Raw genomic sequence first — 22,384 nt, forward strand, 5'->3', positions numbered from 1 at the left:
GGGCCCATTGTCCGCAGGCTCGGGGGCCGGTTCACCCCGGGGTGGGGTTGTGGCCGCCCGGTGCGCGTGTCGCGGCGCGGGCCGGTTCCGCCGCGGCCGCGGTCAGACGCCGCGGGTTGACCGGATGGCGCGCCGGTGCCGGACGTACCGCCCCGTAGGCTGCCCTCATGTGCGGAATCGTGGGGTATGCGGGCGGCCGGTCCGCCCTGGACGTCGTGCTGACCGGGCTGAAGCGGCTGGAGTACCGCGGCTACGACTCGGCCGGGGTGGCCGTGCTCGCCGACGGCGGGCTGGCGGCGGCCAAGAAGGCGGGCAAACTCGCCAACCTGGACAAGGAACTGGCCGACCGTCCGCTGCCGGCCGGGACGACCGGGATCGGGCACACCCGGTGGGCCACGCACGGCGCGCCGACCGACACCAACGCCCACCCGCACCTGGACAACGCCGGTCGGGTCGCCGTCGTCCACAACGGCATCATCGAGAACTTCGCGGCACTGCGCGCGGAACTGGTCAAGCGGGGGCACACGCTGGCCTCCGAGACGGACACCGAGGTGGTCGGGCACCTGCTGGCGGAGAACTTCTCCTCCTGCGGGGACCTGGCCGAGGCGATGCGCCAGGTGTGCCGCCGGCTGGAGGGCGCCTTCACGCTGGTGGCGGTGCACGCGGACGCGCCGGACGTGGTGGTGGGCGCGCGCCGCAACTCGCCGCTGGTGGTGGGCATCGGCGAGGACGAGGCGTTCCTCGCGTCGGACGTGGCGGCGTTCATCTCGTACACCCGTGAAGCCGTCGAACTGGGCCAGGACCAGGTCGTGGAGGTGCGCCGGGACGGGGTGACGGTCACCGACTTCGAGGGCGCGCCGGGCGAGGTGCGCCACTACCACGTGGACTGGGACGCGTCGGCCGCCGAGAAGGGCGGCTACGACTACTTCATGCTCAAGGAGATCGCCGAGCAGCCGAAGGCGGTCGCCGACACGCTGCTGGGCCGGGTCGACGAGTCCGGGGTGCTCTCGCTGGACGAGGTGCGCATCGAGGACACGGTGCTGCGCGAGGCCACCAAGGTGGTGATAGTGGCCTGCGGCACGGCCTTCCACGCCGGGATGATCGCCAAGTACGCGATCGAGCACTGGACCCGTATCCCCTGCGAGGTGGAGCTGGCCAGCGAGTTCCGCTACCGCGACCCGATCCTGGACCCGCGCACACTGGTCGTCGCCATCTCGCAGTCCGGCGAGACGATGGACACCCTGATGGCCGTACGGCACGCCCGTGAGCAGGGGGCGAAGGTCCTCGCCGTGTGCAACACCAACGGCTCGACGATCCCGCGCGAGTCGGACGCGGTGCTCTACACGCACGCCGGCCCCGAGGTCGCGGTCGCCTCGACCAAGGCGTTCCTGACGCAGCTGGTGGCCTGCTACCTCCTCGCGCTGTACCTGGGCCAGGTGCGCGGCACCCAGTGGGGCGACGAGATCCGCGCGGTGGTGCGCGAACTGGCCGCGATCGGTACGCAGGTCGACCAGGTACTGGGCACGATGGAGCCGGTACGGGAGCTGGCGCGCAGTCTCGCGGACCAGGACACGGTGCTGTTCCTGGGGCGGCACGTGGGCTACCCGGTCGCCCTGGAGGGCGCGCTGAAGCTCAAGGAACTGGCGTACATGCACGCGGAGGGCTTCGCGGCGGGCGAGCTGAAGCACGGGCCGATCGCGCTGATCGAGGAGGGCGTGCCGGTCGTGGTGGTCGTGCCGTCGCCGCGCGGCCGGTCCGTCCTGCACGACAAGATCGTCTCGAACATCCAGGAGATCCGGGCCCGGGGCGCGCTCACCATCGTCATCGCCGAGGAGGGGGACGAGACGGTCGTCCCGTACGCGGACCACCTGGTGCGCATCCCGCGTACGCCGACCCTGCTCCAGCCGATGGTCTCCACCGTGCCGCTCCAGGTCTTCGCCTGCGAACTGGCCACCGCCCGCGGCAACGAGGTCGACCAGCCGCGCAACCTCGCCAAGTCGGTGACCGTCGAATGATCGTCGGAGTGGGGATCGACGTCGCCGAGATCGACCGGTTCGCGGCGGCGCTGGAGCGCACCCCCGACATGGCCCGGCGGCTGTTCGTCGACCGGGAGCTGACGCTGCCCAGCGGCGAGCGCCGGGGCATCGCCTCGCTCGCCGCGCGATTCGCGGCCAAGGAGGCGGTGGCCAAGGCGCTCGGGGCGCCCGCCGGGCTGCGGTGGACGGACGCGGAGGTGGCGGTCCTGGAGACCGGGCAGCCGATACTGAAGATCCGGGGCACGGTCGCCGAGCGGGCGGCGGAACTCGGCGTGCGGTCCTGGCACGTGTCGCTCAGTCATGACGCGGGCGTGGCCTCGGCGGTGGTGATCGCGGAGGGGTGAGCGGCGCGGGTGCGTGGCCGGTCCCGGCCGGCCCGTGTCCGTACGGACCCGTACCCGCCTCCGCCGGCCGGGCGAGCCAGGAGGAATGCCCGTGCCGTCCGGGGTGAGACTGGGGGCATGAGGACTGCGTTCAGCGTGGATGTCGTACGGGCGGCCGAGCGGGACCTGATGGCGCGGCTGCCCGAAGGTGCCCTGATGCAGCGGGCCGCCGCCGGTCTCGCGGTGGCCTGCGCGGAGCTGCTGGGGCGGGTGTACGGATCCCGGGTCGTGCTGCTCGTGGGCAGCGGTGACAACGGCGGCGACGCGCTGTACGCGGGCGCCCGGCTGGCCCGGCGCGGCGCGGGCGTACGCGCCGTCCTGCTGTCCCCGGACCGGGCGCACGCGGGCGGCCTGACGGCCCTGCGCGCGGCGGGCGGCCGGGTGTCCGGTGACGCCCTGGGCGACCTCGCGCGGGCCGACCTCGTGGTGGACGGCATCGTCGGTATCGGCGGCAAGGGCGGGCTGCGGCCGGAGGCGGCCCGGCTGGCCGAAGCGGCCCGGCAGGCCATGACCGTCGCCGTCGACCTGCCGAGCGGGGTGGACGCGGACACCGGGGAGGTGCCGGGGGACGCCGTACGGGCCGATGTGACGGTGACGTTCGGCGCGTACAAGCCGGGGCTGCTGATCGATCCGGCGCGGGAGTACGCGGGCGCGCTGCGGCTGGTGGACATCGGCCTGGACCTGCCGGGGGACGCGACGGCCGAGGCGCTCCAGTACGCGGACGTGGCGGCGCTGCTGCCCCGCCCCACGGCGGAGAGCGACAAGTACCGGCGCGGCGTGGTGGGTGTCGTCGCGGGGTCCGCGCGCTACCCGGGCGCGGCGGTGCTGGCGGTCTCGGGGGCGCTGCGGGGCGGCGCCGGGGCCGTCCGGTACGTGGGCCCGGCGGCCGACGCCGTCCTCGCGCAGTTCCCCGAAACCCTGGTGCACGCCGGACCGCCCTCGAAGGCGGGCCGCGTCCAGTCCTGGGTCATCGGCCCCGGCATCGGCGACGACGGCGACGCCATGGGGGACGTCCTCGACTCCGACGTACCCGTCCTGGTGGACGCCGACGGGCTGCGCTTCCTGGACCCCGCGCGCGTCCGGGGCCGCGGCGCGCCGACCCTGCTCACCCCGCACGCCGGGGAGGCCGCGGCCCTGCTCGGCACCGACCGGGCGGACGTGGAGGCGTCCCGCCTGCGCTGCGTACGGGAGCTGGCCGAGCGGTACGGCGCCACGGCGCTCCTGAAGGGCTCCACGACGCTCGTCGCCGACCCGGCGGGCGGCCCGGTGCGCGCCAACCCCACCGGGACGGGCTGGCTGGCCACCGCGGGCAGCGGCGACGTGCTGTCCGGGCTGACCGGATCGCTGCTGGCCACCGGCCTGCCCGCGCGGGAGGCGGCCGCCGTGGGCGCGTACCTGCACGGCCTGGCCGCCCGCCTGGCGGCCACCCCGGACGGCGCCCCGGTCCTGGCGACGGACGTGGCGGGGGCGCTGGGCGCGGCGTGGCGGGACGTCAGCCGGCCCTGAGGGAGCCCGTACGGCGCGAGCGAGGAGGCCCGGGAGCGGCCGGGAACGGCGCGGCCGCGGGCCCCCGCCCCGTACCCCGGCGCACCTGCCTCTCCGCGCCCCAACACCCCGTTCTGCGACACTGGGTGGATGAACCATGCAGCCATGCGGGCCCGTGCGGCCGTCGACCTCGACGCGGTGCGCTCCAACGTGCGGGCGCTGCGGGACCGCGCGCCAGGGGCCGAGCTGATGGCCGTGGTGAAGTCCGACGCGTACGGCCACGGCGCGCTCCGGTGCGCCCGGGCCGCCCGCGAGGCCGGGGCGGCATGGCTGGGCACCGCGCTCCCCGAGGAGGCGTTCGCGCTGCGGGCCGCGGGCGACACCGGCCGGCTGATGTGCTGGCTGTGGACGCCCGGCGGGCCCTGGCGGCAGGCGGTCGAGCAGGACATCGACGTGTCGGTCAGCGGGATGTGGGCGCTGCGTGAGGTGACCGCGGCGGCCCGGGCCTGCGGCCGTACCGCCCGCGTCCAGCTGAAGGTCGACACCGGACTGGGCCGCAACGGCTGCCAGCCCGCCGACTGGGCCGAGCTGACCGGCGCCGCGCGCGCCGCGGAGGCCGAGGGCACGGTGCGCGTCACCGGCGTCTGGTCGCACTTCGCCTGCGCCGACGAGCCAGGACACCCCTCCATCGACGCCCAGCTCGCCGCCTTCGCCGAGGCCGACGCGGTGGCCCGCCGGGCGGGCCTGGACCCGGAGGTGCGCCACCACGCCAACACCCCGGCGCTGCTCAGCCTGCCGCACGCGCACTTCGACCTGGTGCGCGCCGGGATCGGCATCTACGGCGTCTCGCCCGGCCCGGAGATCGGCGTCCCGGAGGACTTCGGGCTGCGGCCCGCGATGACGCTGGAGGCGTCGCTGGCGTCGGTCAAGCACGTACCCGGCGGGCACGGCGTCTCGTACGGGCACCGCTACACGACGTCCGGTGAGACCACCCTCGCCCTGGTCCCGCTCGGCTACGCCGACGGCATCCCCCGCCATGCGTCGAACAGCGGGCCGGTGCTGGTCGCGGGCAAGTGGCGGACCATCGCCGGAACCGTCGCGATGGACCAGTTCGTGGTCGACCTGGGCGGGGATCCGGCCACGGAAGGCGATGTCGCCGTGCTGTTCGGCCCGGGGGACCGGGGCGAGCCGACCGTCGAGGACTGGGCGCGTGCCACGGGCACGATCGGGTACGAGATCGTCACGCGGATCGGTACCCGGGTGCCACGCGTCTATGTCGACGAGCGCGCGGACACGGGGAGCGGGACATGAGCGACAGGACGGGGGCGGCCACCGACGCCACGATCGACGCGGCGGCCGCAGCGGCCACGACGGCCGGGAACTGGACACGGGCCGGCCGCCACGCGGGCCTCGCGGGCGCCGCGATCGGCGTGGTCGCGGCCGGTGCCGCGGCGGGCGTGGCCATCGAGCGGCTGACGGTCGGCCGGGGCGTACGGCGCAAGGCGCGGCTCGCGCTGGACGCGGCGGGCCCGTACGGCACGCTGCGCGGCACACCGGGCACGGCGGTGGCCGAGGACGGCACCGAGCTGCACTACGAGATCGACGAGCCGGGCGACGGCAAGGGCGGCAAGGGCGGCGGAGCCGGCGGCGCGCGCCGCAAGCGGCTGCTGGGGCTGCTGGGACGCCGCTCCGGCGCGCCCACGGTCGTCTTCAGCCACGGCTACTGCCTGAACCAGGACTCCTGGCACTTCCAGCGCGCGGCCCTGCGGGGCGCGGTGCGCAGCGTCCACTGGGACCAGCGCAGCCACGGCCGCTCGGAGCGCGGCCGGGCCCAGCGCGAGGGCACCGAGCGGGTCACCATCGAACTGCTGGGCCGGGACCTGAAGGCGGTGCTGGACGCCGCTGTGCCCGAGGGGCCGATCGTGCTGGTCGGGCACTCCATGGGCGGGATGACGGTGATGGCGCTGGCCGACCAGTATCCGGAGTACGTCGCGGAGCGGGTGGTCGGCGTGGCCCTGATCGGCACGTCGGCGGGCCGGCTCAGCGAGGTCGCCTTCGGGCTGCCGTCGCTGGGCGTCAAGGCGTTCCACAAGCTGGCGCCGGGCGTGCTCAAGGCGCTGGGCGCGCAGAGCGAGCTGGTCGAGAAGGGCCGCCGGGCGACCGCCGACCTCTTCGCCGGGCTGGTCAAGCGCTACTCCTTCGGTACGCCGAAAGAGGTGGACCCCGCGGTGGCGCGGTTCGCCGAGCGGATGATCGAGGCGACACCCATCGACGTGGTCGCCGAGTTCTTCCCCGCCTTCGCCGTGCACGACAAGACCGAGGCGCTGGTCGCCTTCGACCCCGTACCGGCCCTGGTGCTGGCCGGCGACCGGGACCTGATCACCCCGTCCGACCACAGTGACGCCATCGCCGAGCTGCTGCCGGGCGCGGAGTCGGTGTGCGAGGCGGGGGCGGGCCACCTGGTGATGCTGGAGCGCCCCGAGGTGGTCACCGCCCATCTGGAGGCGCTGATCGAACGGGCGGCGGCGACGGCGGCGGCGACGCGGTCGGAGCGGGCGTAGGCAGGCCTGCCGCCGCCCGTCCGCCGCGGGCGTGGACCGGCCGTCCGGTGCCCGTCCGCCGCGGACGGGTTCGGAATGCCGGTTGTGTGCGCCGTACCATCGGCGCATGAGCGCCACCGAGACGATCGAGCACGTAACCGTCAAGTCGCCCCAGCGGATGCAGGAGTTGGGCCGCACCCTGGCCGGGCTGCTGCGCCCCGGGGACCTGGTGCTGCTGACCGGCGAGCTGGGAGCGGGCAAGACCACGCTGACCCGCGGACTGGGCGAGGGTCTGGGCGTGCGCGGCGCGGTCACCTCGCCGACGTTCGTGATCGCCCGGGTGCACCCGCCGCTGGCCGACGGCCCGGCCCTGGTGCACGTGGACGCGTACCGGCTCGGCGGCGGCCTCGACGAGATGGAGGACCTGGACCTCGACGTGTCGCTGCCGGAGTCGGTGGTGGTCGTGGAGTGGGGCGACGGCAAGGTCGAGGAGCTGTCCGAGGACCGGCTGCACGTGGTCATCGAGCGCGCCGTCGGCGCGGACGCGCCCGCCGCTCCCGTGGACGGTGCGGCGGCGGACGAGGACGACGTGCGGGAGGTCACGGTCCGCGGCGTGGGGCCGCGCTGGGCGGCGGCGGATCTTTCGGTGCTGGCCGGGGAGTAGCCCGCGCCCGTACCGTAGTTTCCGACAAGCCGTCGGGAAGATGTTGCGCGCGCGGCGCCGAACGTGGTCACATGGGTGAAGAGAGAGCCGGTTAGGTCTGCCTAACTACGCCCGCTTGCCCAGGAGCCACGGGAGGCATCCATGTCGGCCCACCAGCCCGTCACCGCAGCGGTCCGCAACGGCGCGGCCGAACCGACGCCGACCATGAACGAGCTGCTGGCGGCGTGCGCCGCGGCCAGCGCCGTGTCCACGCCCCCGCAGCCGCCGGCCCGCGCCCAGGAGGACGCGCAGGACGAGGCGCGCGATGCCGCGGCGGAGGACGCCGGCCCGTGTCCGCACGGGGCGCGCGACGCGGCGTGACGGGGCGCACACGGGCGTTTCGAACGGCGCGCAGGGGCGGGTGTCCGGTCCGGGCCGCGTACGCCCGCCGTCAGCCGCCCCGGCTCACTTGACCACGACGACCTTCGTCTTGTGCAGCGCGAAGTCCCACATCGCCGTGCCGTCCGCGCGCGTCTCCCGGATGCCGCCGGTCTTCTTCGTCGCGCCCGGGTCCGGCATCGAGCCGTCCACCGCCGCGCTGAAGCCGATCACCACACCGTCGGCGACCGCGAACCGCACCACGTGCTCGATCGGCACCCCGTCCGAGCCCTTGACCTTCAGCGACCGCCCGTCGACCTTGTAGGTGCCCGGCGCCGGGCTGACGGTGCTCGGCGTGACCTCGTACGTCCGCTTCACCTTGCCGTCCGCCGTGACCAGCCACACCCGCCGCGCGCCCAGTGAGTAGACGACCCGCTCGCCCTCGCCCGAGTCGGCCGGGACCGGTACCTCGGTCTTCTGCCGGTCCGCGTCGCCCTTGCCCTTGCCCGGGGCGGGGCTCGCGGTGGCCGGCGGCTGCTTGGCCGCGGTGGTGTGGTCGGGCGCCGAGGCGGACGCCTGGTAGGCCAGGAAACCGACGGCGGCGAGCGCAGCCGTGGTCAGAGCGGTGACGATCGAGCTGCTCTTTGCGGACACCGCCGTGCCACCTTTCGTACGCGCGTGACTACGGGTGACGGTAGCACCCGGCAAGGCACCCACCGCCGCGCCGTAGTCTTGGAGGCGTGCTGCTGCTTGCTCTGGACACCGCAACCCCTGCCGTCACCGTCGCCGTCCACGACGGCGCCCGCGTCCTCGCCGAGGAGCGCCAGGTGGACGCCCGGCGCCACGGCGAACTGCTGCTGCCGGCCGTCGACCGGGTGCTCGCCGAGGCCGGCGTGAAACTCGGCGCGGTCAGCGACATCGTCGTCGGGGTCGGCCCCGGCCCGTACACCGGCCTGCGGGTCGGGCTCGTGACGGCCGCGACGTTCGGGGCCGCGCTCGGCGTGCCGGTGCACGGCCTGTGCACGCTGGACGGCATCGCGTACGCCGCCGGGCTCGACGAGCCGTTCCTGGTGGCGACCGACGCCCGCCGCAAGGAGGTCTACTGGGCGCGCTACGCCGACGCCCGCACGCGGCTCACCGAGCCCGCCGTGGACCGCCCCGCGGACCTCGCCGACGAGGCCGGCGCGCTGCCGTCGGTCGGCGCGGGCGCGCTGCTGTACGCCGACACCTTCACCGGCGTACGGGACGGCGGCCCCGAGCACCAGTCCGCGGGCGCGCTCGCCGCGCTGGCCGCCGAGAAGCTCGCGCGCGGCGAGGAGCTGCTGCCGCCGCAGCCCCTGTACCTGCGTCGGCCCGACGCGCAGGTCCCCGCCAACTACAAGGTGGTCACCCCCAAGTGACCGCGCGTCCGGCAACCCGGAACGGCGTGCGCAGCGGCGCCGTGCTCCGCGAGATGCGCTGGTGGGACATCGCGCCGGTGCTGGACCTGGAGCGCGAACTGTTCCCCGAGGACGCCTGGTCGGCAGGCATGTTCTGGTCCGAGCTGGCGCACGCGCGCGGCCCCGCCGCCAACCGCCGCTACCTCGTCGCCGAACTCGACGGCCGCCTCGTCGGCTACGGCGGCCTGGCCGCCGTCGACGGCACCGGCGACATCCAGACCATCGCCACCGCCCGCGACCAGTGGGGCACCGGCCTCGGCTCCCGGCTGCTGACCGAGCTGCTGTCCGCCGCCACCGCCTTCGAGTGCGCCGAGGTGCTGCTCGAAGTGCGCGTCGACAACACACGGGCGCAGCGCCTGTACGAACGGTTCGGCTTCGAGCCGATCGGCTTCCGGCGCGGCTACTACCAGCCGGGCAACGTGGACGCCCTCGTCATGCGCCGTACCACCGTGTCCCCCTCCGAATCCCCGGCCGATTCCGCCCCGGAACCGGCCGCCGACGTCCCCTTCTCCCCACCCCCCGTGCAAGGAAACCGGACCCATGGCTGACGAACCGCTCGTCCTCGGCATCGAGACCTCCTGCGACGAAACCGGCGTCGGCATCGTGCGCGGCCACACGCTCCTCGCGGACGCCGTCGCCTCCAGCGTCGACGAGCACGCGCGCTTCGGCGGCGTGGTGCCCGAGGTGGCCTCGCGCGCGCACCTGGAAGCGATGGTCCCCACCATCCAGCGCGCCCTGAAGGAGGCCGGCGTCGCCGCGTCCGACCTCGACGGCATCGCGGTCACCGCGGGCCCGGGCCTGGCCGGTGCCCTGCTCGTCGGCGTCTCGGCCGCCAAGGCGTACGCCTACGCCCTCGGCAAGCCGCTCTACGGCGTCAACCACCTCGCCTCGCACATCTGCGTCGACCAGCTCGAACACGGCGCCCTGCCCGAGCCGACGATGGCCCTGCTGGTCTCCGGCGGCCACTCCTCCCTGCTGCTCGCGCCCGACATCACCTCCGACGTCCGCCCGCTCGGCTCGACCATCGACGACGCGGCGGGCGAGGCGTTCGACAAGGTCGCGCGCGTGCTGAACCTGGGCTTCCCGGGCGGCCCGGTCATCGACCGCTACGCCCGCGAGGGCGACCCGGACGCGATCCGCTTCCCGCGCGGCCTGACCGGCTCCCGCGACCCGGTCTACGACTTCTCCTTCTCCGGCCTCAAGACCGCCGTCGCCCGCTGGATCGAGGCCAAGCGCGCCGCGGGCGAGGAGGTCCCGGTCGCGGACGTCGCGGCGTCCTTCCAGGAGGCGGTCGTCGACGTCCTGACCCGTAAGGCCGTACGCGCCTGCAAGGACAACGGCGTCGACCACCTGATGATCGGCGGCGGCGTCGCGGCCAACTCCCGCCTGCGCGCGCTCGCCCAGCACCGCTGCGAGAAGGCGGGCATCACCCTGCGCGTCCCCCGCCCCAAGCTCTGCACCGACAACGGCGCCATGGTCGCCGCCCTCGGCGCCGAGATGGTCGCCCGCAACCGCCCCGCCTCCGCCTGGGACCTCCCGGCCGACTCCTCCCTCCCGGTGACCGAACCCCACGTACCGGCCCCGGACCACGCCGGCCATGCCCATGAGCACGGCCACGGTCATGGTCACGACCACGATCACTTCCATGAGCTGAGCAAGGACAACCTGTACTCGTAGGGAGGCGGAAAGGGCGCTGCGGCAGGTTTTCCGGCACATGCCGCGCCACTCGTTCGCATGAAGCGCTCAGGATCCCGCTGGCTACTCTGGGCCCACGGCCCAGAATCCCGCCCATGGGAGAACCGATGACCGCCAGTGCCTCAGAACACCCCCTCATCCCACAGCCGCCGGCGTCGATCACGCTGCTTCGCGATGCTGTGGCGCAGATCGCCCCTGCGGCCCTGCCCGCGTTCGCCCGGGAGCTCTCTCGGGCCGCCGATCAGGCCCGGCAGGGCTCCGATCTGCTGCCGTTGCGGCGCTTCACGACCCAGTGGGCCGTCTACGTCCACATCCAGCGTCACCCCAAGATCGCCTCCAGGTTCCGGGAGCTGGAGGACCTGGCCGCGGCCGCCGACAACGCTGACCAGGCCCGTAGTGCCGCAGCCGAACTAGGCCGCATCCTGGACGCCGCCCACGCCGCGGTGGCGCAGGAAGCGTCTTGAGGGAGAGCTGGGGCTGGGAGTACGACCCCGACTCCCAGCACGTGACAGAAGGCTTGCCCACCGAGGTGGTGGCCGAGGTCGAGCACCTGGTCGGCCAGCTCGTCGAACTGGCCGACACGGGAGTGGACATCACCGACATGGGCGACGGGCCGCGGCCCGGTGGGATGCGCCGGATGGATGCTGCCGGCGGATATTTCTTCTTTCTTCCCGCTCCTCGGAGCAGGCTGGTGGTGGTCACGCGCATCATTCCGCCGTTCGCGAGCCTCTGAGGAAGCCCTCCTCTCCCTCCCCCTGACGCCAGGTCATACCCTGGCTGCAGCTGACAAAAGTGGTGACGGGGGAGGAGACAGGCTGTGAACTGGGTCTGGTGGGTGTTCGCGTTCTTCATGGCGGGGGGTTTCGCCAAGGTCGTCGATGCGGGGCGCAAGGCGATGAGTACGCGGCACGCGCGGAAGATGGAGCGGCTGGAGAGCGTGCGGCGGGAGCGGCTGGAGCTGGAGGCGGCGCAGCGGCCGCCGGAGCCGGTGTGCGGGTGTACGCATCATCTGGCCAAGCACGACAAGCGGGGCAAGTGCCATGAGGTGACGCAGGTTCCGACGGCCTGGGACGAGGAGCGCAAGCCGGTCGCGTTCGAGCCGGGACAGTGCACCTGCCAGCAGTACGTCGGCCCGCAGCCCCTGTCGCAGGTGTTCGCGGAGGAGCTGACGGACCGGGCGTGAACGTCAGGACTTCGGTGGCGTAGGGGCCTCCCGGCCCAGCAGCATCGTGGGGGCGCCCGCCACCCGGGTCAGGAAGACGACGCAGGAGCCGGGGCCGGAGAGCTTCAGCTTCTTGCGCAGGCCCTCGGGTTCGACGGCCGAGCCGCGCTTCTTGATGACGGCGACGCCGATGCCGCGTTCGCGCAGCAGGGCCCGGAGCTTCTTGACGTTGAACGGCAGCGTGTCGGTGATCTCGTAGGCGGTGGCGTACGGGGTCGGACGGTGCTCGTCGGCCGTGACGTAGGCGATGGTCGGGTCGATCAGGCGGCCGTCCACCTGCTGGGCGACCTCGGCGACCAGGTGCGCGCGGATGACGGCGCCGTCCGGCTCGTACAGCCAGCGGCCGACCGGGCCGGGCTCGGGGTCGGGCAGCCCGGTGCCCAGCAGGAAGTCTCCGGCGGGCAGCAGCGTGGCGCGGCGTGCGCCCGGTGCGGTGCCGAACCACAGGACGGCTTCCTTCACGTCCCCGCCGTCGGAGATCCACTCCGCCTCGGCCTCGTCGGGGATGATCTCGTGCGGGATGCCCGGCGCGATCTTCAGGGCCGCGTGCGGGGCCTTGCGGGCGGCCGCCACCGCCCAGGACAGCGGCGGCGAGTACGCCTCGGGGTCGAAGATCCGCCCGCCGCGCCCGCCCCGGCCGCCGCGCCGCGCCGGGTCGACGAAGACCGCGTCGTACGCCGTGGTGTCCACCTCGGTGACGTCGGCGCAGCGCACCTCGATCCGGTCGGCCAGCCCCAGCGCCGCCGCGTTGGCGCGGGCCGCCGCGCAGGTCAGCGGGTCGCGGTCGACGGCCAGGACGTGGATGCCGGCGCGGGCCAGGGCGATGGCGTCGCCGCCGATGCCGGAGCAGAGGTCGGCGAGCGAGCGGACGCCGAGGGCGGCGAGGCGGGTGGCGCGGTGGGCGGCGACCGTGCTGCGGGTGGACTGTTCGACGCCGTTGGGCGTGAAGTACATGCGCGCGGCGTCCGCCCCGAACTTGGCCGCCGCGCGCTGGCGCAGCCGCGCCTGGCCCAGCGCGGCGGAGACCAGCGGAGCGGGGTGGTCGCGCCGCAGCCGGGTCGCGGTCGCCAGCTCGTCGGCCGGGTCGTGGTCGCGCAGTTCGGCCAGCAGCGCCTGGCCTTCGGGCGTGTGCAGCGCGGAGAAGGAGTCGAGGTCGTTCGCCTGGTTCACCCGGTCCATTGTGGGCCAGCGCGCGCGTACGGGAGCGGCGGGGCGCCGGGGCGCGGGGGTCAGCCGCGCGCGCGGCGGGCGCGGCGGCCGTGGCTTGCGGCGGGCCCGCTGGCCTGGGGAGCGGCCGGGGCGGGCAGTGCCGCGACCACGCGGGGCGTGACCTGTGTCTCGTCCGGGTCCGGCACCGTCCGCGCGCGCCGCCCGCGCCGCCCGCCGGGCCCGTCCGGCTGCCCTACCGGCTCGCGGCGGCGCTGCGCGCTGTCGCTGATACGGATGAGCAGCGCCACCATCACCCAGTTCGCGACCAGCGACGACCCGCCCTTGGCCAGGAAGGGCAGTGCCTTGCCGGTCAGCGGTATCAGCCCGGTGACGCCGCCGGCGACGACGAAGACCTGGAGCAGCAGCGCGCTGGCGAGGCCCACCGCCAGCAGTTTGCCGAAGGGGTCGCGGGCGGTGAGGCCGGCGCGCAGGCCGCGCTGGGCGAGCAGGACGTACAGGAGCAGGACGGCCATCACGCCGGCCAGGCCCAGTTCCTCGCCGACGGTGGTGAGGATGAAGTCGCTGTTGCCGGCGAAGCCGATCAGTTCGGGGTGGCCCTGGCCCAGGCCCGCGCCGCTGATACCGCCGCTGCCGAAGCTGAACAGCGCCTGGGCGGCCTGGTCGGACTGCAGGCCCGGCGGCCGCTGTTTCTCGGGCAGGAAGATGTCCATGGGGTGCAGCCAGGCCATGACGCGGCCCTTGACGTGCGGCTCGGTCGTGCCGACGACGGCGGCGCCGGCCACCGCCATGGCCAGGCCGCACAGCACCCAGCTGGTGCGCTCGGTGGCCATGTAGAGCGTGATCACGAAGAGCCCGAAGAAGATCAGCGACGTGCCGAGGTCGCGCTCGAAGACCAGCACCAGCAGGCTGATGACCCATATCGTGAAGATCGGTCCGAGCTGGCGGCCGGGCGGCAGCTGGACGCCCATGACGCGGCGTCCGGAGAGCGCCAGCGCGTCGCGGTTGAGGGTCAGGTAGCCCGCGAAGAACACCGCGATCATGATCTTCACGAACTCGCCGGGCTGGAGCGACAGCGGCCCGATGAAGATCCAGCGCTTGGCGCCGTACGTGTCGCCGGGGAAGAACGCCGGGGCCATCAGCAGCACCAGCGCGACCGCCATCGTCAGGTAGATGTAGCGCTGGAGGAAGCGGTGGTCGCGCAGCAGCATCAGCGCGCCGGTGCAGACCGCCACGCCGATCACCGTCCACACCAGCTGTCCGCCCGCCGCCGGGGTCATGTGCAGGCTGGGCTTGGCCGCGTACGTGATGTCGAGGCGGTTGAGCAGGACCAGGCCGATGCCGGACAGCAGGGTGGCGAGCGGCAGCATCAGCGGGTCGGCGCGCGGCGCGAAGCGGCGCACGATCAGGTGCGGGACGAGTGCCATGAAGAAGACGGCGGCGGCGAAGCCCGGCAGCCCGGCGGGCAGCCGGCCGTTCATCGACAGGCCGGTGTACGTGTAGCCGAAGACCGTGATCAGCACGGCGAAGGCGAGCAGCCACGCCTCCGTACGCCGCCGGTTCGGGGCCTGGGCGAGAGCGGCGAACGTCATCGTGCGCTCGGCGTCGCTCTCCGGCGCCCCGGAGGGCCGCAGCGAGCTCGTCAGTCCACGCACGGGATGCCTCCGCCATCAATCATGGGAGCCGTCTGCCCGGGACCTTCCGCCCCGGAACCGGACTCCACCGTCGACGAGGAAGACGAGAGCGACGGTTCCAGGGTTCCCGCAGGTGAGCGGGGTGCGGCCGGATCGCTCCCCGGGGTGTCGCCGCTGGTGGGAGCGGCGGAACGGCTGGCTCCGGGCCCGATTTCCCGGGCCACCAGCCGCCGGATCCTGTCCGGATCCACCCGGTTCACGTCCTCACCGCGATGCGTGGCGAACCCTTCCACGGGCAACGTACTGAATCGTACATTCCCGCCCGAAAGGTTCTTCGCCTGCCGTACGAACGCCATCAGGTCCCAGCCCTCGTCGGTCACCAGGTCCTGCTGGGCGACGTCCAGCAGCTTCAGCAGCCGCAGCGGGTCGGTGAACGTGCCGGCCGAGTTCAGCTTGTGCGTGGCGGAGGCGAGGAACGCCTGCTGGCGGCGCGTACGGTCCAGGTCGCCGCCGGGCAGGCCGTGCCGCTGCCGTACGAAGGCCAGCGCCTGCGGCCCGTCGAGCGTCTGCCGCCCGGCCGGGAAGTCGGCGCCCGAGTACCGGTCCCGCACCGCGTGCTTCAGGCACACCGGTACGCCGTCGAGCGCGTCCGCGAGGTGCAGGAACCCCGCCAGGTTCACCTCGGCGAAGTGGTCGACCGGGACGCCGAGGAAGGCGCGTACCGTCGCGATCTGCGCCCGGCGGCCGGCCTCCCGGCCCGCGTGTTCCAGCTGGTCGTGCCCGGTGACGCCCTGGCTTGCGAGCCGCTCCTCCGCCGCCGCCTTGGCCAGCCCGTACGCCTTCTTGATCTTGTCCTGGCCGTGACCCGGGATGTCCACCAGGTCGTCGCGCGGGATCGAGAACGCGGTGGCCCGCCCGCCGTCGCCGGGCACGTGCAGCAGGATCAGCGTGTTGGTGTTGTACCCGCCGACGTCGGACGAAGCGCCCGCGTGCAGCTTCTCCAGCACGTCCGCCGGCAGGTCGTTCCCGTTCTGGTCCCTGCGGCTGTCCAGCCCCATCAGCAGGATGTTCGTCGCCCCGCCGGACGACCTGGGCGCACCGTCGCCGAGCGCCTGCGACGAGCCGATCCGCTCGGCGAGGTCCCGGTAGAGGTACCAGCCCGCGCCCGCCGTGCCCAGCACGAGCACGGCGACGCACAGGGCCAGCCTGCGCAGCACGGCCCGGCGCCCGGGCCTGCGCCCGTGCCGCGCCCGGCGCCGGTGCCCGCGCGGACGGGCCGCGTCCGGTTCGGTGAGCCTGCGACAGTGCTTCATCCCCACAGGCTCGCCGGGCGGCGCTGAAGGAAGTCTGAAGGTCCTGAAGAGGGCCTCAGGAGCGGTGGATGCGATGCCCGTACGGCGTGGCCTGTACGGGCAGGACGGCCACGAAGCGGGCACCGGGCCGGCCGTCCGCCCTGCCCCGTACGGTCAGCTCGCCGCCGTGCGCGCGGGCGATCCCCCGGGCGATGGCCAGGCCCAGCCCCGTACCGCCGGTCTCGCGGTCGCGCGCCGCGTCGAGGCGGGCGAACCGTTCGAAGACCTGCTCCCGGTGGGCCTCCGGGATGCCCGGCCCGTCGTCCACCACCTCCAGCACGGCCCGCGCCCCGGCACCTCCGTGCTCCCGGCCCGGCGAGCGCGCGGTGACCCGTACCTCGGAGGCCGCGTACCGCAGGGCGTTGTCGACCAGATTGGTCAGCAGACGCTCCAGCTGCGCCGGATCACCCCGTACGGGCACCGGCTCGCCCGCCTCCACGGCCAGCCGGGGCCCGCCGCGTGCGGGCCGGCGCGCGGCCTCCTCCGCCGCCAGCAGCGCCAGGTCGACCGGCTCCGCGGCCTGCGGGGCGTGCGCGTCGAGGCGGGCGAGGAGGAGCAGGTCGGCGGCGATCCGCTGCAACCGCTCGGTGTCGCGGAGCGCGGCGCGGACGGAACCGTCCAGGGAGACGGCGGGGCCGGTGACGCCTTCGGCGCCGCTGTCCGCGAGCGCCACCTCCAGCCGGGACCGCACCGCCGCGATCGGATTGCGCAGCTCGTGCGACGCGTCCGCGACGAACTGGCGCTGCCGGGTGACGGCCTGCTCCAGCCGGTCCAGCGTCGCGTTGACCGTACGGGCCATCAGCGCGATCTCGTCACCGCCCGCCGGATCCGGCACCCGCCGGTCCAGCTCGCTCGCGCTGACGGCCGCCAGCTCCCTCCTGATGGCCGTCACCGGGCGCAGCGCCAGCCCGGTCACCGCCCAGGCGATCGCGGCGGCCAGCGCGATCAGCGGCGGCGCGCTGGCGAGCAGGGCCACGCCGATCGCGTGGGTCGCGTCGTCCACGTCCGAGAGCACGGTCACGGCGTACACGTACCGCTGCTGACCGCCGCCGCCGGGCGGGGTCGCGCGGACCACCACCACGTCCGCGCGGTTGCCGCCCGCCGCGGCGGCGGGGGCGCCGGTGATGATCCGGTCGGCGGAGTCCTGCCCCGGGGACGGGCGGAAGCCGCTCAGCTCGGCCGCGAGCGGGTCGGCCGTACGGAGGCTGGTGGCCACGACCCGGCCCGACGCGTCCAGGACCAGCACCAGGTCGACGCCGTCGGCGGGCGAGGACAGCAGCCCGGGCAGGGCGCCGGTGTCCGCCTGCGCGGCGACCTTCCTGGCGGCCACTTCGGTGCGGCTGGTGGTGTTGTCCAGCAGGTTCGCGCGCAACACCACGTAGAGCCAGGCGCCGCCGACGGCCAGCAACAGGGCCATCGCGAGGGCGGCGGCCGTGGCGGTGCGGCCGCGCACGGATGCGGGGCGGGGGCGGAATCGGGGTGGCCGGCGGGGTGGCCGGCGGTCAGCCGTCATCGGGCGCCATGCGGTAGCCCGTGCCGTGCACGGTACGGATGGAATGGCGGCCGAACGGCACGTCCACCTTCTTGCGGAGCGACGAGACGTACACCTCGACGATGTTGGGGTCCACGTCGGCCGGCGTGTCCCAGACCTCGTCGAGGATGTCCCGCTTGGCGACCGCCTGGCCCTCGCCGGCCATGAGACAGCGCAACACGGCCAGTTCCCGGGCGGTCAGCTCGATGTCGGTGTCGCCGCGGCGGCAGCGGCGGGCGTCGGCGTCCAGGGTCAGATCACCGCTCTGCAGCGTACGAGCCCGCTCGGCGGCGCGGCCGCGCCGGGTGAGCGCCCGCAGCCGGGCGAGCAGCACGACGAACGAGAACGGCTTGGCCAGGTAGTCATCGGCGCCCGCGTCCAGCCCTTCGGCCACGTCGTACTCGCCGTCCTTGGCGGTCAGCATCAGCACCGGCGTCCAGTCGTCCTGCCGCCGCAGCCGCCCGCAGATCTCGTACCCGCTGGGCCCCGGCAGCATCACGTCCAGCACGATCGCGTCGTACGACCCGGTGAGCGCCAGCTCCGTCCCCCGATGCCCGTCCCGGGCCACGTCGACCCAGTGCCCCTCGGCAGCCAGTCCCCGCCGCAAGGAGTCAGCGAGACCTTCTTCGTCCTCTACGACCAGTATGTGCATGGGGCCATTGTCATGGTTCGGCGCGGTTCCGGTTTTTTGCGGCCTTGTGGGGGTGCGCGTTGTGCGCGATGGGTCCGGTGGGTGGGGGCTCGGGGCCACACAGGGGTCACTCCTCGGCACCGTGTACGCAGCCCGGGACGTGAAGTGAACCCAGGCTCCCGGCTGACCTGCGGGGAGACCCCTGTATGTCCCCGAGCCCGCGTCGTCGGGCGGGTATCGCGCCATCGTGGCAACAATCCCGTCCCTCGCGCGCAGCGCGAGGGAACCTTTCTCGCACGGGGCAGCGGGGGGATCTTCCTCGCGCGCGTTACGGGGGGACCTTCTCGCGCGCAGCGGGGGCCTTTCTCGCGCGCAGCGCGAGGGGGCGGGCAGGCTACCCGGGCCGCGATCAGGCCTCGCGTGCAGTGGGGCCACGCCCCTGCCCCGGCGTGAGCCTCACCATGTGGTGGGGGCTCACCGGGGTGATCGACCCCTTCCCCCCAGCTGTCCCGGCCTCGCCAAACGGCCTGAGGGGGCGTGTAGGGGGCCATCCCCGCAGGTCAGCCGGGAGCCCGGGTTCACCTCACGCCCCGGGTGACGTACACGGTGCCGAGGAGTTGGCCCCCTGCGCGCCCCCGCCCCGGCACCTACCTATGCGAGCCGCGCGACAGCGCAACCCTCGCGCGAAGCGCGAGACCAGGTCCACGGCCACCCGCCACGCCATCGCGCGCGAAGAGCACGGGACAGGATTGCCCAGCCCACCACCTGGGCAAGGTGGGCCCACAGCCAGCGCACCCCCACCCAACACGCGCCGCGAGGCAAATTGGCACTCCGCTTGACCGAGTGCTAACCGCGTCATAGTCTCGGCCCTGGCACTCTCCACCGGGGAGTGCCAAACACAGCGACGGGCAGGTCCGGCACCCGCGACGACGGATCCACCTGGTCGCCACCTCAGACAGTTAACCCCGTGAGATCTCCGAAGGGGGAGGTCGGATCGTGACGACCGCCAGCTCCAAGGTTGCCATCAAGCCGCTTGAGGACCGCATCGTGGTCCAGCCGCTCGACGCCGAGCAGACCACGGCTTCGGGCCTGGTCATTCCGGACACTGCCAAGGAGAAGCCCCAGGAGGGCGTCGTCCTGGCCGTGGGCCCGGGCCGCTTCGAGGACGGCAACCGTCTTCCGCTCGACGTGACCGTCGGCGACGTCGTGCTCTACAGCAAGTACGGCGGCACCGAGGTGAAGTACAACGGCGAGGAGTACCTCGTTCTCTCGGCGCGCGACGTGCTCGCGATCGTCGAGAAGTAATTCACCGAAGATTGCCTTGTTCTGCGCCCCTGGTTCCCGCGTCTAAACAACCGGTTTCCCGGGGCGCAGTTCGTTGGAGAGAACGACTAAGGACACGTAACTCATGGCGAAGATCCTGAAGTTCGACGAGGACGCCCGTCGCGCCCTTGAGCGCGGCGTCAACAAGCTTGCCGACACCGTGAAGGTGACGATCGGCCCCAAGGGCCGCAACGTCGTCATCGACAAGAAGTTCGGCGCCCCGACCATCACCAACGACGGTGTGACCATCGCCCGCGAGGTCGAGGTCGACGACCCGTACGAGAACCTCGGCGCGCAGCTGGTGAAGGAGGTGGCGACCAAGACCAACGACATCGCTGGTGACGGCACCACCACCGCCACCGTGCTGGCCCAGGCCCTGGTCCGCGAGGGTCTGCGCAACGTCGCCGCCGGTGCCTCCCCGGCCGCCCTGAAGAAGGGCATCGACGCCGCGGTCAAGGCCGTGTCCGAGGACCTCCTCGCGACCGCCCGCCCGATCGACGAGAAGTCCGACATCGCCGCCGTGGCCGGCCTGTCCGCGCAGGACAAGCAGGTCGGCGAGCTGATCGCCGAGGCGATGGACAAGGTCGGCAAGGACGGTGTCATCACCGTCGAGGAGTCCAACACCTTCGGTCTGGAGCTGGACTTCACCGAGGGCATGGCCTTCGACAAGGGCTACCTCTCGCCGTACATGGTCACCGACCAGGAGCGGATGGAGGCCGTCCTGGAGGACCCGTACATCCTCATCCACCAGGGCAAGATCTCCTCGATCCAGGACCTGCTGCCGCTGCTGGAGAAGGTCATCCAGGCCGGCTCCTCGAAGCCGCTGCTGATCATCGCCGAGGACGTCGAGGGCGAGGCCCTGTCGACCCTGGTCGTCAACAAGATCCGCGGCACCTTCAACGCGGTGGCCGTCAAGGCCCCCGGCTTCGGTGACCGCCGCAAGGCGATGCTCGGCGACATGGCCGCCCTGACCGGCGCGACCGTCATCGCCGAGGAGGTCGGCCTCAAGCTGGACCAGGCCGGTCTGGACGTGCTGGGCACCGCCCGCCGCGTGACCGTCACCAAGGACGACACGACCATCGTGGACGGCGGCGGCAACTCCGCCGACGTCGAGGGCCGCGTCAACCAGATCAAGGGCGAGATCGAGGCCACGGACTCGGACTGGGACCGCGAGAAGCTCCAGGAGCGTCTGGCGAAGCTGGCCGGCGGTGTCTGCGTGATCCGCGTGGGCGCGGCCACCGAGGTCGAGCTCAAGGAGAAGAAGCACCGTCTGGAGGACGCCATCTCCGCGACCCGCGCCGCGGTCGAGGAGGGCATCGTCTCCGGTGGTGGCTCCGCCCTGGTGCACGCCGCCAAGGTGCTGGAGGGCTCCCTCGGCAAGGAGGGCGACGAGGCCACCGGTGTCGCCGTGGTCCGCCGCGCCGCCGTCGAGCCGCTGCGCTGGATCGCCGAGAACGCGGGCCTGGAGGGCTACGTCATCACCTCGAAGGTGGCGGAGCTGGAGAAGAACCAGGGCTTCAACGCCGCGACCGGCGAGTACGGCGACCTGGTGAAGGCCGGCGTCATCGACCCGGTCAAGGTCACCCGCTCGGCGCTGGAGAACGCCGCTTCGATCGCCTCGCTGCTGCTCACGACCGAGACCCTGGTCGTCGAGAAGCCGGCCGAGGAGGAGTCCGCCGAGGCCGGTCACGGTCACGGCCACGCTCACTGAGGCAGCTCAGCCGTACGAGGCCCGGTCCCCTTTCGAGGGGGCCGGGCCTCGTCCCGTTGACGGGCCTGGCCGTTCGTCTGGGCCGCTGAGCGCTGGGAGTGCTGGCCCGGTGGGGGCCGGGAACGCTTCCCCGGCGGGCACCGGGAGTGCCGTGGTCTCGGCTCAGGCCGAGCGGCCCAGGCCTTCCGGTCGTACGGGATCGGCGAACGGTACTCCTTTCGTGTACCGCTCCACCTCGTCCAGGGCCTGGTCGGCCATGCGGTGCAGCTCGCCGCCCAGGGAGCCGGCGATGTGCGGGGTGAGCAGGACGTTGGGCAGGTCGTAGAGGGGTGAGGCGGCGGGCGGTACCGGCGGGTCCGTCACGTCGAGGACGGCGTTGAGGCGGCCGGCGACGAGTTCGGGGAGCAGGGCCGCCTCGTCGACGAGGGTGCCGCGGGCGGTGTTGACCAGGGTGGCGCCGTCGGGCATGCGGGCCAGCTGGCGGGCGCCGATCAGGTGGTGGGTGGCGGGCAGTTCGGGCGCGTGCACGGTGACCACGTCGGAGGCGGCGCAGAGGTCGTCGAGGGGCGCGAGGGTGACGCCGAGGCGGGCGGCTTCGGCCTCGTCCACGTACGGGTCGTGGAGGAGGACCGTCAGGTCGAAGGGGCGCAGGAGGGTGATGACGCGGCGGCCGATGCGGGAGGCGCCGATGACGCCCACCGTGCGGTGGTGGTTGCCGGCGCCGTCCAGGTCGGGGTGCCAGTTGTGGGGCGCGCGCAGCGCGCGGTAGCGGTGTGCGGCGTGCAGGACGCGCTTGTTGGCGAAGAGGATCGCGGCGAGCGTGTACTCGGCGACGGGCTGTGCGTTGGCCTCCGCCGCCGAGGTGACGGCGATGCCGCGTTCCCAACAGGCCCGCCTCACATACGGTTTGACCGAACCGCCCGCGTGGACGACGGCGCGCAGGCGCGGGGCCCGGTCGAGGACGTCGGCGGTCAGCGGGGTCGCTCCCCACGACGTCAGCAGGATCTCGGCGTCGGCCAGCGCGGCGGCCACGGCCGGGGGCGGGTCGGCCAAGTCGTGGGCGACCAGGTGCGGGTCGGTGCGGGTCAGGGACGCCAGGCGGGTGCGGTGGTGGTCGGTGAGCAGGCGTTCGGCCAGGCCCGGTTCCATCGCGAGCAGCAGTCCTGGGCGGGGAAGTGCCTGGTCGGGGCGATTGTCAGTGGTGTGGTGCATGG

22 protein-coding genes are annotated in these 22,384 nt (G+C 73.6%); 15 read left to right on the forward strand and 7 right to left on the reverse strand.

Annotated features, from left to right (window positions below; genetic code table 11):
• The first annotated feature begins 167 nt into the window (after window positions 1-167).
• From glmS to AB0L45_RS14000, 7 genes are all read left to right on the forward strand, one after another.
• Window positions 168-2,015 carry a glutamine--fructose-6-phosphate transaminase (isomerizing) gene (glmS, locus tag AB0L45_RS13970; protein WP_365839363.1) on the forward strand — a complete coding sequence of 616 codons (1,848 nt, stop codon included), beginning with the start codon at window positions 168-170 and terminating at the stop codon, window positions 2,013-2,015.
• On the forward strand, window positions 2,012-2,380 hold the full coding sequence (locus AB0L45_RS13975) for a holo-ACP synthase (RefSeq protein ID WP_365839365.1): 369 nt from the start codon (window positions 2,012-2,014) through the stop codon (window positions 2,378-2,380). Before glmS ends, AB0L45_RS13975 begins: the two co-directional genes overlap by 4 nt.
• Window positions 2,381-2,497: 117 nt before the next feature.
• Complete coding sequence (locus AB0L45_RS13980) at window positions 2,498-3,925, forward strand: NAD(P)H-hydrate dehydratase (RefSeq protein ID WP_365839367.1); 1,428 nt, start codon at window positions 2,498-2,500, stop codon at window positions 3,923-3,925.
• Between the two features lie 129 nt (window positions 3,926-4,054).
• Complete coding sequence (gene alr, locus AB0L45_RS13985; RefSeq protein ID WP_365839369.1) at window positions 4,055-5,215, forward strand: alanine racemase; 1,161 nt, start codon at window positions 4,055-4,057, stop codon at window positions 5,213-5,215.
• Window positions 5,212-6,465: an alpha/beta hydrolase gene (locus AB0L45_RS13990; RefSeq protein WP_365839371.1), complete on the forward strand. Its 1,254-nt coding sequence runs from the start codon at window positions 5,212-5,214 to the stop codon at window positions 6,463-6,465. The genes alr and AB0L45_RS13990 overlap by 4 nt, the downstream gene beginning before the upstream one ends.
• A gap of 106 nt (window positions 6,466-6,571) precedes the next feature.
• Window positions 6,572-7,108: a tRNA (adenosine(37)-N6)-threonylcarbamoyltransferase complex ATPase subunit type 1 TsaE gene (tsaE, locus tag AB0L45_RS13995; protein WP_365839373.1), complete on the forward strand. Its 537-nt coding sequence runs from the start codon at window positions 6,572-6,574 to the stop codon at window positions 7,106-7,108.
• A gap of 141 nt (window positions 7,109-7,249) precedes the next feature.
• Entirely contained in the window at window positions 7,250-7,468 is a 219-nt protein-coding gene (locus AB0L45_RS14000) for a hypothetical protein (protein ID WP_365839375.1), read from the forward strand.
• Between the two features lie 84 nt (window positions 7,469-7,552).
• Here the strand turns inward: AB0L45_RS14000 and AB0L45_RS14005 are convergent, their stop codons facing one another.
• Window positions 7,553-8,119, reverse strand: a complete 567-nt coding sequence (locus AB0L45_RS14005; RefSeq protein ID WP_365839377.1) for a hypothetical protein — start codon at window positions 8,117-8,119, stop codon at window positions 7,553-7,555.
• 86 nt (window positions 8,120-8,205) lie between these two features.
• Here AB0L45_RS14005 and tsaB point away from each other — a divergent pair, with 86 nt between their 5' ends.
• The 6 genes from tsaB to AB0L45_RS14035 all read left to right on the forward strand — a co-directional run bounded on the left by tsaB (window position 8,206) and on the right by AB0L45_RS14035 (window position 11,782).
• On the forward strand, window positions 8,206-8,865 hold the full coding sequence (tsaB, locus tag AB0L45_RS14010; protein WP_365839379.1) for a tRNA (adenosine(37)-N6)-threonylcarbamoyltransferase complex dimerization subunit type 1 TsaB: 660 nt from the start codon (window positions 8,206-8,208) through the stop codon (window positions 8,863-8,865).
• A 53-nt stretch (window positions 8,866-8,918) separates the two neighbouring features.
• Window positions 8,919-9,452, forward strand: coding sequence for a ribosomal protein S18-alanine N-acetyltransferase (rimI, locus tag AB0L45_RS14015; protein ID WP_365839532.1), 534 nt, complete (start codon window positions 8,919-8,921; stop codon window positions 9,450-9,452).
• Complete coding sequence (gene tsaD / locus AB0L45_RS14020) at window positions 9,445-10,581, forward strand: tRNA (adenosine(37)-N6)-threonylcarbamoyltransferase complex transferase subunit TsaD (protein ID WP_365839381.1); 1,137 nt, start codon at window positions 9,445-9,447, stop codon at window positions 10,579-10,581. Before rimI ends, tsaD begins: the two co-directional genes overlap by 8 nt.
• A gap of 125 nt (window positions 10,582-10,706) precedes the next feature.
• Window positions 10,707-11,063: a hypothetical protein gene (locus AB0L45_RS14025; protein WP_365839534.1), complete on the forward strand. Its 357-nt coding sequence runs from the start codon at window positions 10,707-10,709 to the stop codon at window positions 11,061-11,063.
• Window positions 11,060-11,332, forward strand: coding sequence for a hypothetical protein (locus tag AB0L45_RS14030; RefSeq protein ID WP_365839383.1), 273 nt, complete (start codon window positions 11,060-11,062; stop codon window positions 11,330-11,332). The genes AB0L45_RS14025 and AB0L45_RS14030 overlap by 4 nt, the downstream gene beginning before the upstream one ends.
• 84 nt (window positions 11,333-11,416) lie before the next feature.
• Window positions 11,417-11,782, forward strand: a complete 366-nt coding sequence (locus AB0L45_RS14035; RefSeq protein ID WP_365839385.1) for a hypothetical protein — start codon at window positions 11,417-11,419, stop codon at window positions 11,780-11,782.
• Window positions 11,783-11,785: 3 nt separating this feature from the next.
• Here the strand turns inward: AB0L45_RS14035 and AB0L45_RS14040 are convergent, their stop codons facing one another.
• Genes AB0L45_RS14040 through AB0L45_RS14060 form a run of 5 tightly spaced genes read right to left on the reverse strand, consistent with a single transcriptional unit; the run spans window position 11,786 to window position 18,157 of the window.
• Complete coding sequence (locus AB0L45_RS14040) at window positions 11,786-13,000, reverse strand: class I SAM-dependent methyltransferase (protein ID WP_365839387.1); 1,215 nt, start codon at window positions 12,998-13,000, stop codon at window positions 11,786-11,788.
• A gap of 50 nt (window positions 13,001-13,050) precedes the next feature.
• Entirely contained in the window at window positions 13,051-14,580 is a 1,530-nt protein-coding gene (locus tag AB0L45_RS14045) for an FtsW/RodA/SpoVE family cell cycle protein (RefSeq protein ID WP_365839536.1), read from the reverse strand.
• Between the two features lie 50 nt (window positions 14,581-14,630).
• Window positions 14,631-15,935, reverse strand: a complete 1,305-nt coding sequence (locus AB0L45_RS14050; RefSeq protein ID WP_365839389.1) for an LCP family protein — start codon at window positions 15,933-15,935, stop codon at window positions 14,631-14,633.
• Between the two features lie 55 nt (window positions 15,936-15,990).
• Window positions 15,991-17,427: a HAMP domain-containing sensor histidine kinase gene (locus AB0L45_RS14055; protein ID WP_365839391.1), complete on the reverse strand. Its 1,437-nt coding sequence runs from the start codon at window positions 17,425-17,427 to the stop codon at window positions 15,991-15,993.
• 49 nt (window positions 17,428-17,476) lie between these two features.
• Window positions 17,477-18,157, reverse strand: a complete 681-nt coding sequence (locus AB0L45_RS14060; protein WP_365839393.1) for a response regulator transcription factor — start codon at window positions 18,155-18,157, stop codon at window positions 17,477-17,479.
• A gap of 975 nt (window positions 18,158-19,132) precedes the next feature.
• Between AB0L45_RS14060 and groES the strand changes: the two genes are divergently transcribed.
• Together groES and groL are read left to right on the forward strand one after the other, a co-directional pair.
• Window positions 19,133-19,441, forward strand: coding sequence for a co-chaperone GroES (gene groES, locus AB0L45_RS14065; protein WP_010986397.1), 309 nt, complete (start codon window positions 19,133-19,135; stop codon window positions 19,439-19,441).
• A gap of 103 nt (window positions 19,442-19,544) precedes the next feature.
• Window positions 19,545-21,170 carry a chaperonin GroEL gene (groL, locus tag AB0L45_RS14070; protein ID WP_365839395.1) on the forward strand — a complete coding sequence of 542 codons (1,626 nt, stop codon included), beginning with the start codon at window positions 19,545-19,547 and terminating at the stop codon, window positions 21,168-21,170.
• Window positions 21,171-21,332: 162 nt separating this feature from the next.
• On the opposite strand, the gene AB0L45_RS14075 is transcribed toward groL, so the two are convergent.
• The gene (locus tag AB0L45_RS14075) at window positions 21,333-22,382 is read right to left on the reverse strand and encodes a hydroxyacid dehydrogenase (RefSeq protein WP_365839397.1); all 1,050 of its coding nucleotides are present in this window, start codon (window positions 22,380-22,382) and stop codon (window positions 21,333-21,335) included.
• Between the last annotated feature and the right edge of the window lie 2 nt (window positions 22,383-22,384).

The sequence above is a fragment of the Streptomyces sp. NPDC052496 genome, from assembly GCF_040679095.1.
Lineage (GTDB): Bacteria > Actinomycetota > Actinomycetes > Streptomycetales > Streptomycetaceae > Streptomyces.

What these genes read in the sequence shown, in the direction of transcription:
- glmS (WP_365839363.1), top strand. Translation starts at nt 168, where the DNA reads ATGTGCGGAATCGTGGGGTATGCGGGCGGCCGGTCCGCCCTGGACGTC.
- AB0L45_RS13975 (WP_365839365.1), top strand. Translation starts at nt 2,012, where the DNA reads ATGATCGTCGGAGTGGGGATCGACGTCGCCGAGATCGACCGGTTCGCG.
- AB0L45_RS13980 (WP_365839367.1), top strand. Translation starts at nt 2,498, where the DNA reads ATGAGGACTGCGTTCAGCGTGGATGTCGTACGGGCGGCCGAGCGGGAC.
- alr (WP_365839369.1), top strand. Translation starts at nt 4,055, where the DNA reads ATGAACCATGCAGCCATGCGGGCCCGTGCGGCCGTCGACCTCGACGCG.
- AB0L45_RS13990 (WP_365839371.1), top strand. Translation starts at nt 5,212, where the DNA reads ATGAGCGACAGGACGGGGGCGGCCACCGACGCCACGATCGACGCGGCG.
- tsaE (WP_365839373.1), top strand. Translation starts at nt 6,572, where the DNA reads ATGAGCGCCACCGAGACGATCGAGCACGTAACCGTCAAGTCGCCCCAG.
- AB0L45_RS14000 (WP_365839375.1), top strand. Translation starts at nt 7,250, where the DNA reads ATGTCGGCCCACCAGCCCGTCACCGCAGCGGTCCGCAACGGCGCGGCC.
- rimI (WP_365839532.1), top strand. Translation starts at nt 8,919, where the DNA reads ATGCGCTGGTGGGACATCGCGCCGGTGCTGGACCTGGAGCGCGAACTG.
- tsaD (WP_365839381.1), top strand. Translation starts at nt 9,445, where the DNA reads ATGGCTGACGAACCGCTCGTCCTCGGCATCGAGACCTCCTGCGACGAA.
- AB0L45_RS14025 (WP_365839534.1), top strand. Translation starts at nt 10,707, where the DNA reads ATGACCGCCAGTGCCTCAGAACACCCCCTCATCCCACAGCCGCCGGCG.
- AB0L45_RS14040 (WP_365839387.1), bottom strand. Translation starts at nt 13,000, where the DNA reads ATGGACCGGGTGAACCAGGCGAACGACCTCGACTCCTTCTCCGCGCTG.
- AB0L45_RS14045 (WP_365839536.1), bottom strand. Translation starts at nt 14,580, where the DNA reads ATGACGTTCGCCGCTCTCGCCCAGGCCCCGAACCGGCGGCGTACGGAG.
- AB0L45_RS14050 (WP_365839389.1), bottom strand. Translation starts at nt 15,935, where the DNA reads ATGAAGCACTGTCGCAGGCTCACCGAACCGGACGCGGCCCGTCCGCGC.
- AB0L45_RS14060 (WP_365839393.1), bottom strand. Translation starts at nt 18,157, where the DNA reads ATGCACATACTGGTCGTAGAGGACGAAGAAGGTCTCGCTGACTCCTTG.
- groL (WP_365839395.1), top strand. Translation starts at nt 19,545, where the DNA reads ATGGCGAAGATCCTGAAGTTCGACGAGGACGCCCGTCGCGCCCTTGAG.
- AB0L45_RS14075 (WP_365839397.1), bottom strand. Translation starts at nt 22,382, where the DNA reads ATGCACCACACCACTGACAATCGCCCCGACCAGGCACTTCCCCGCCCA.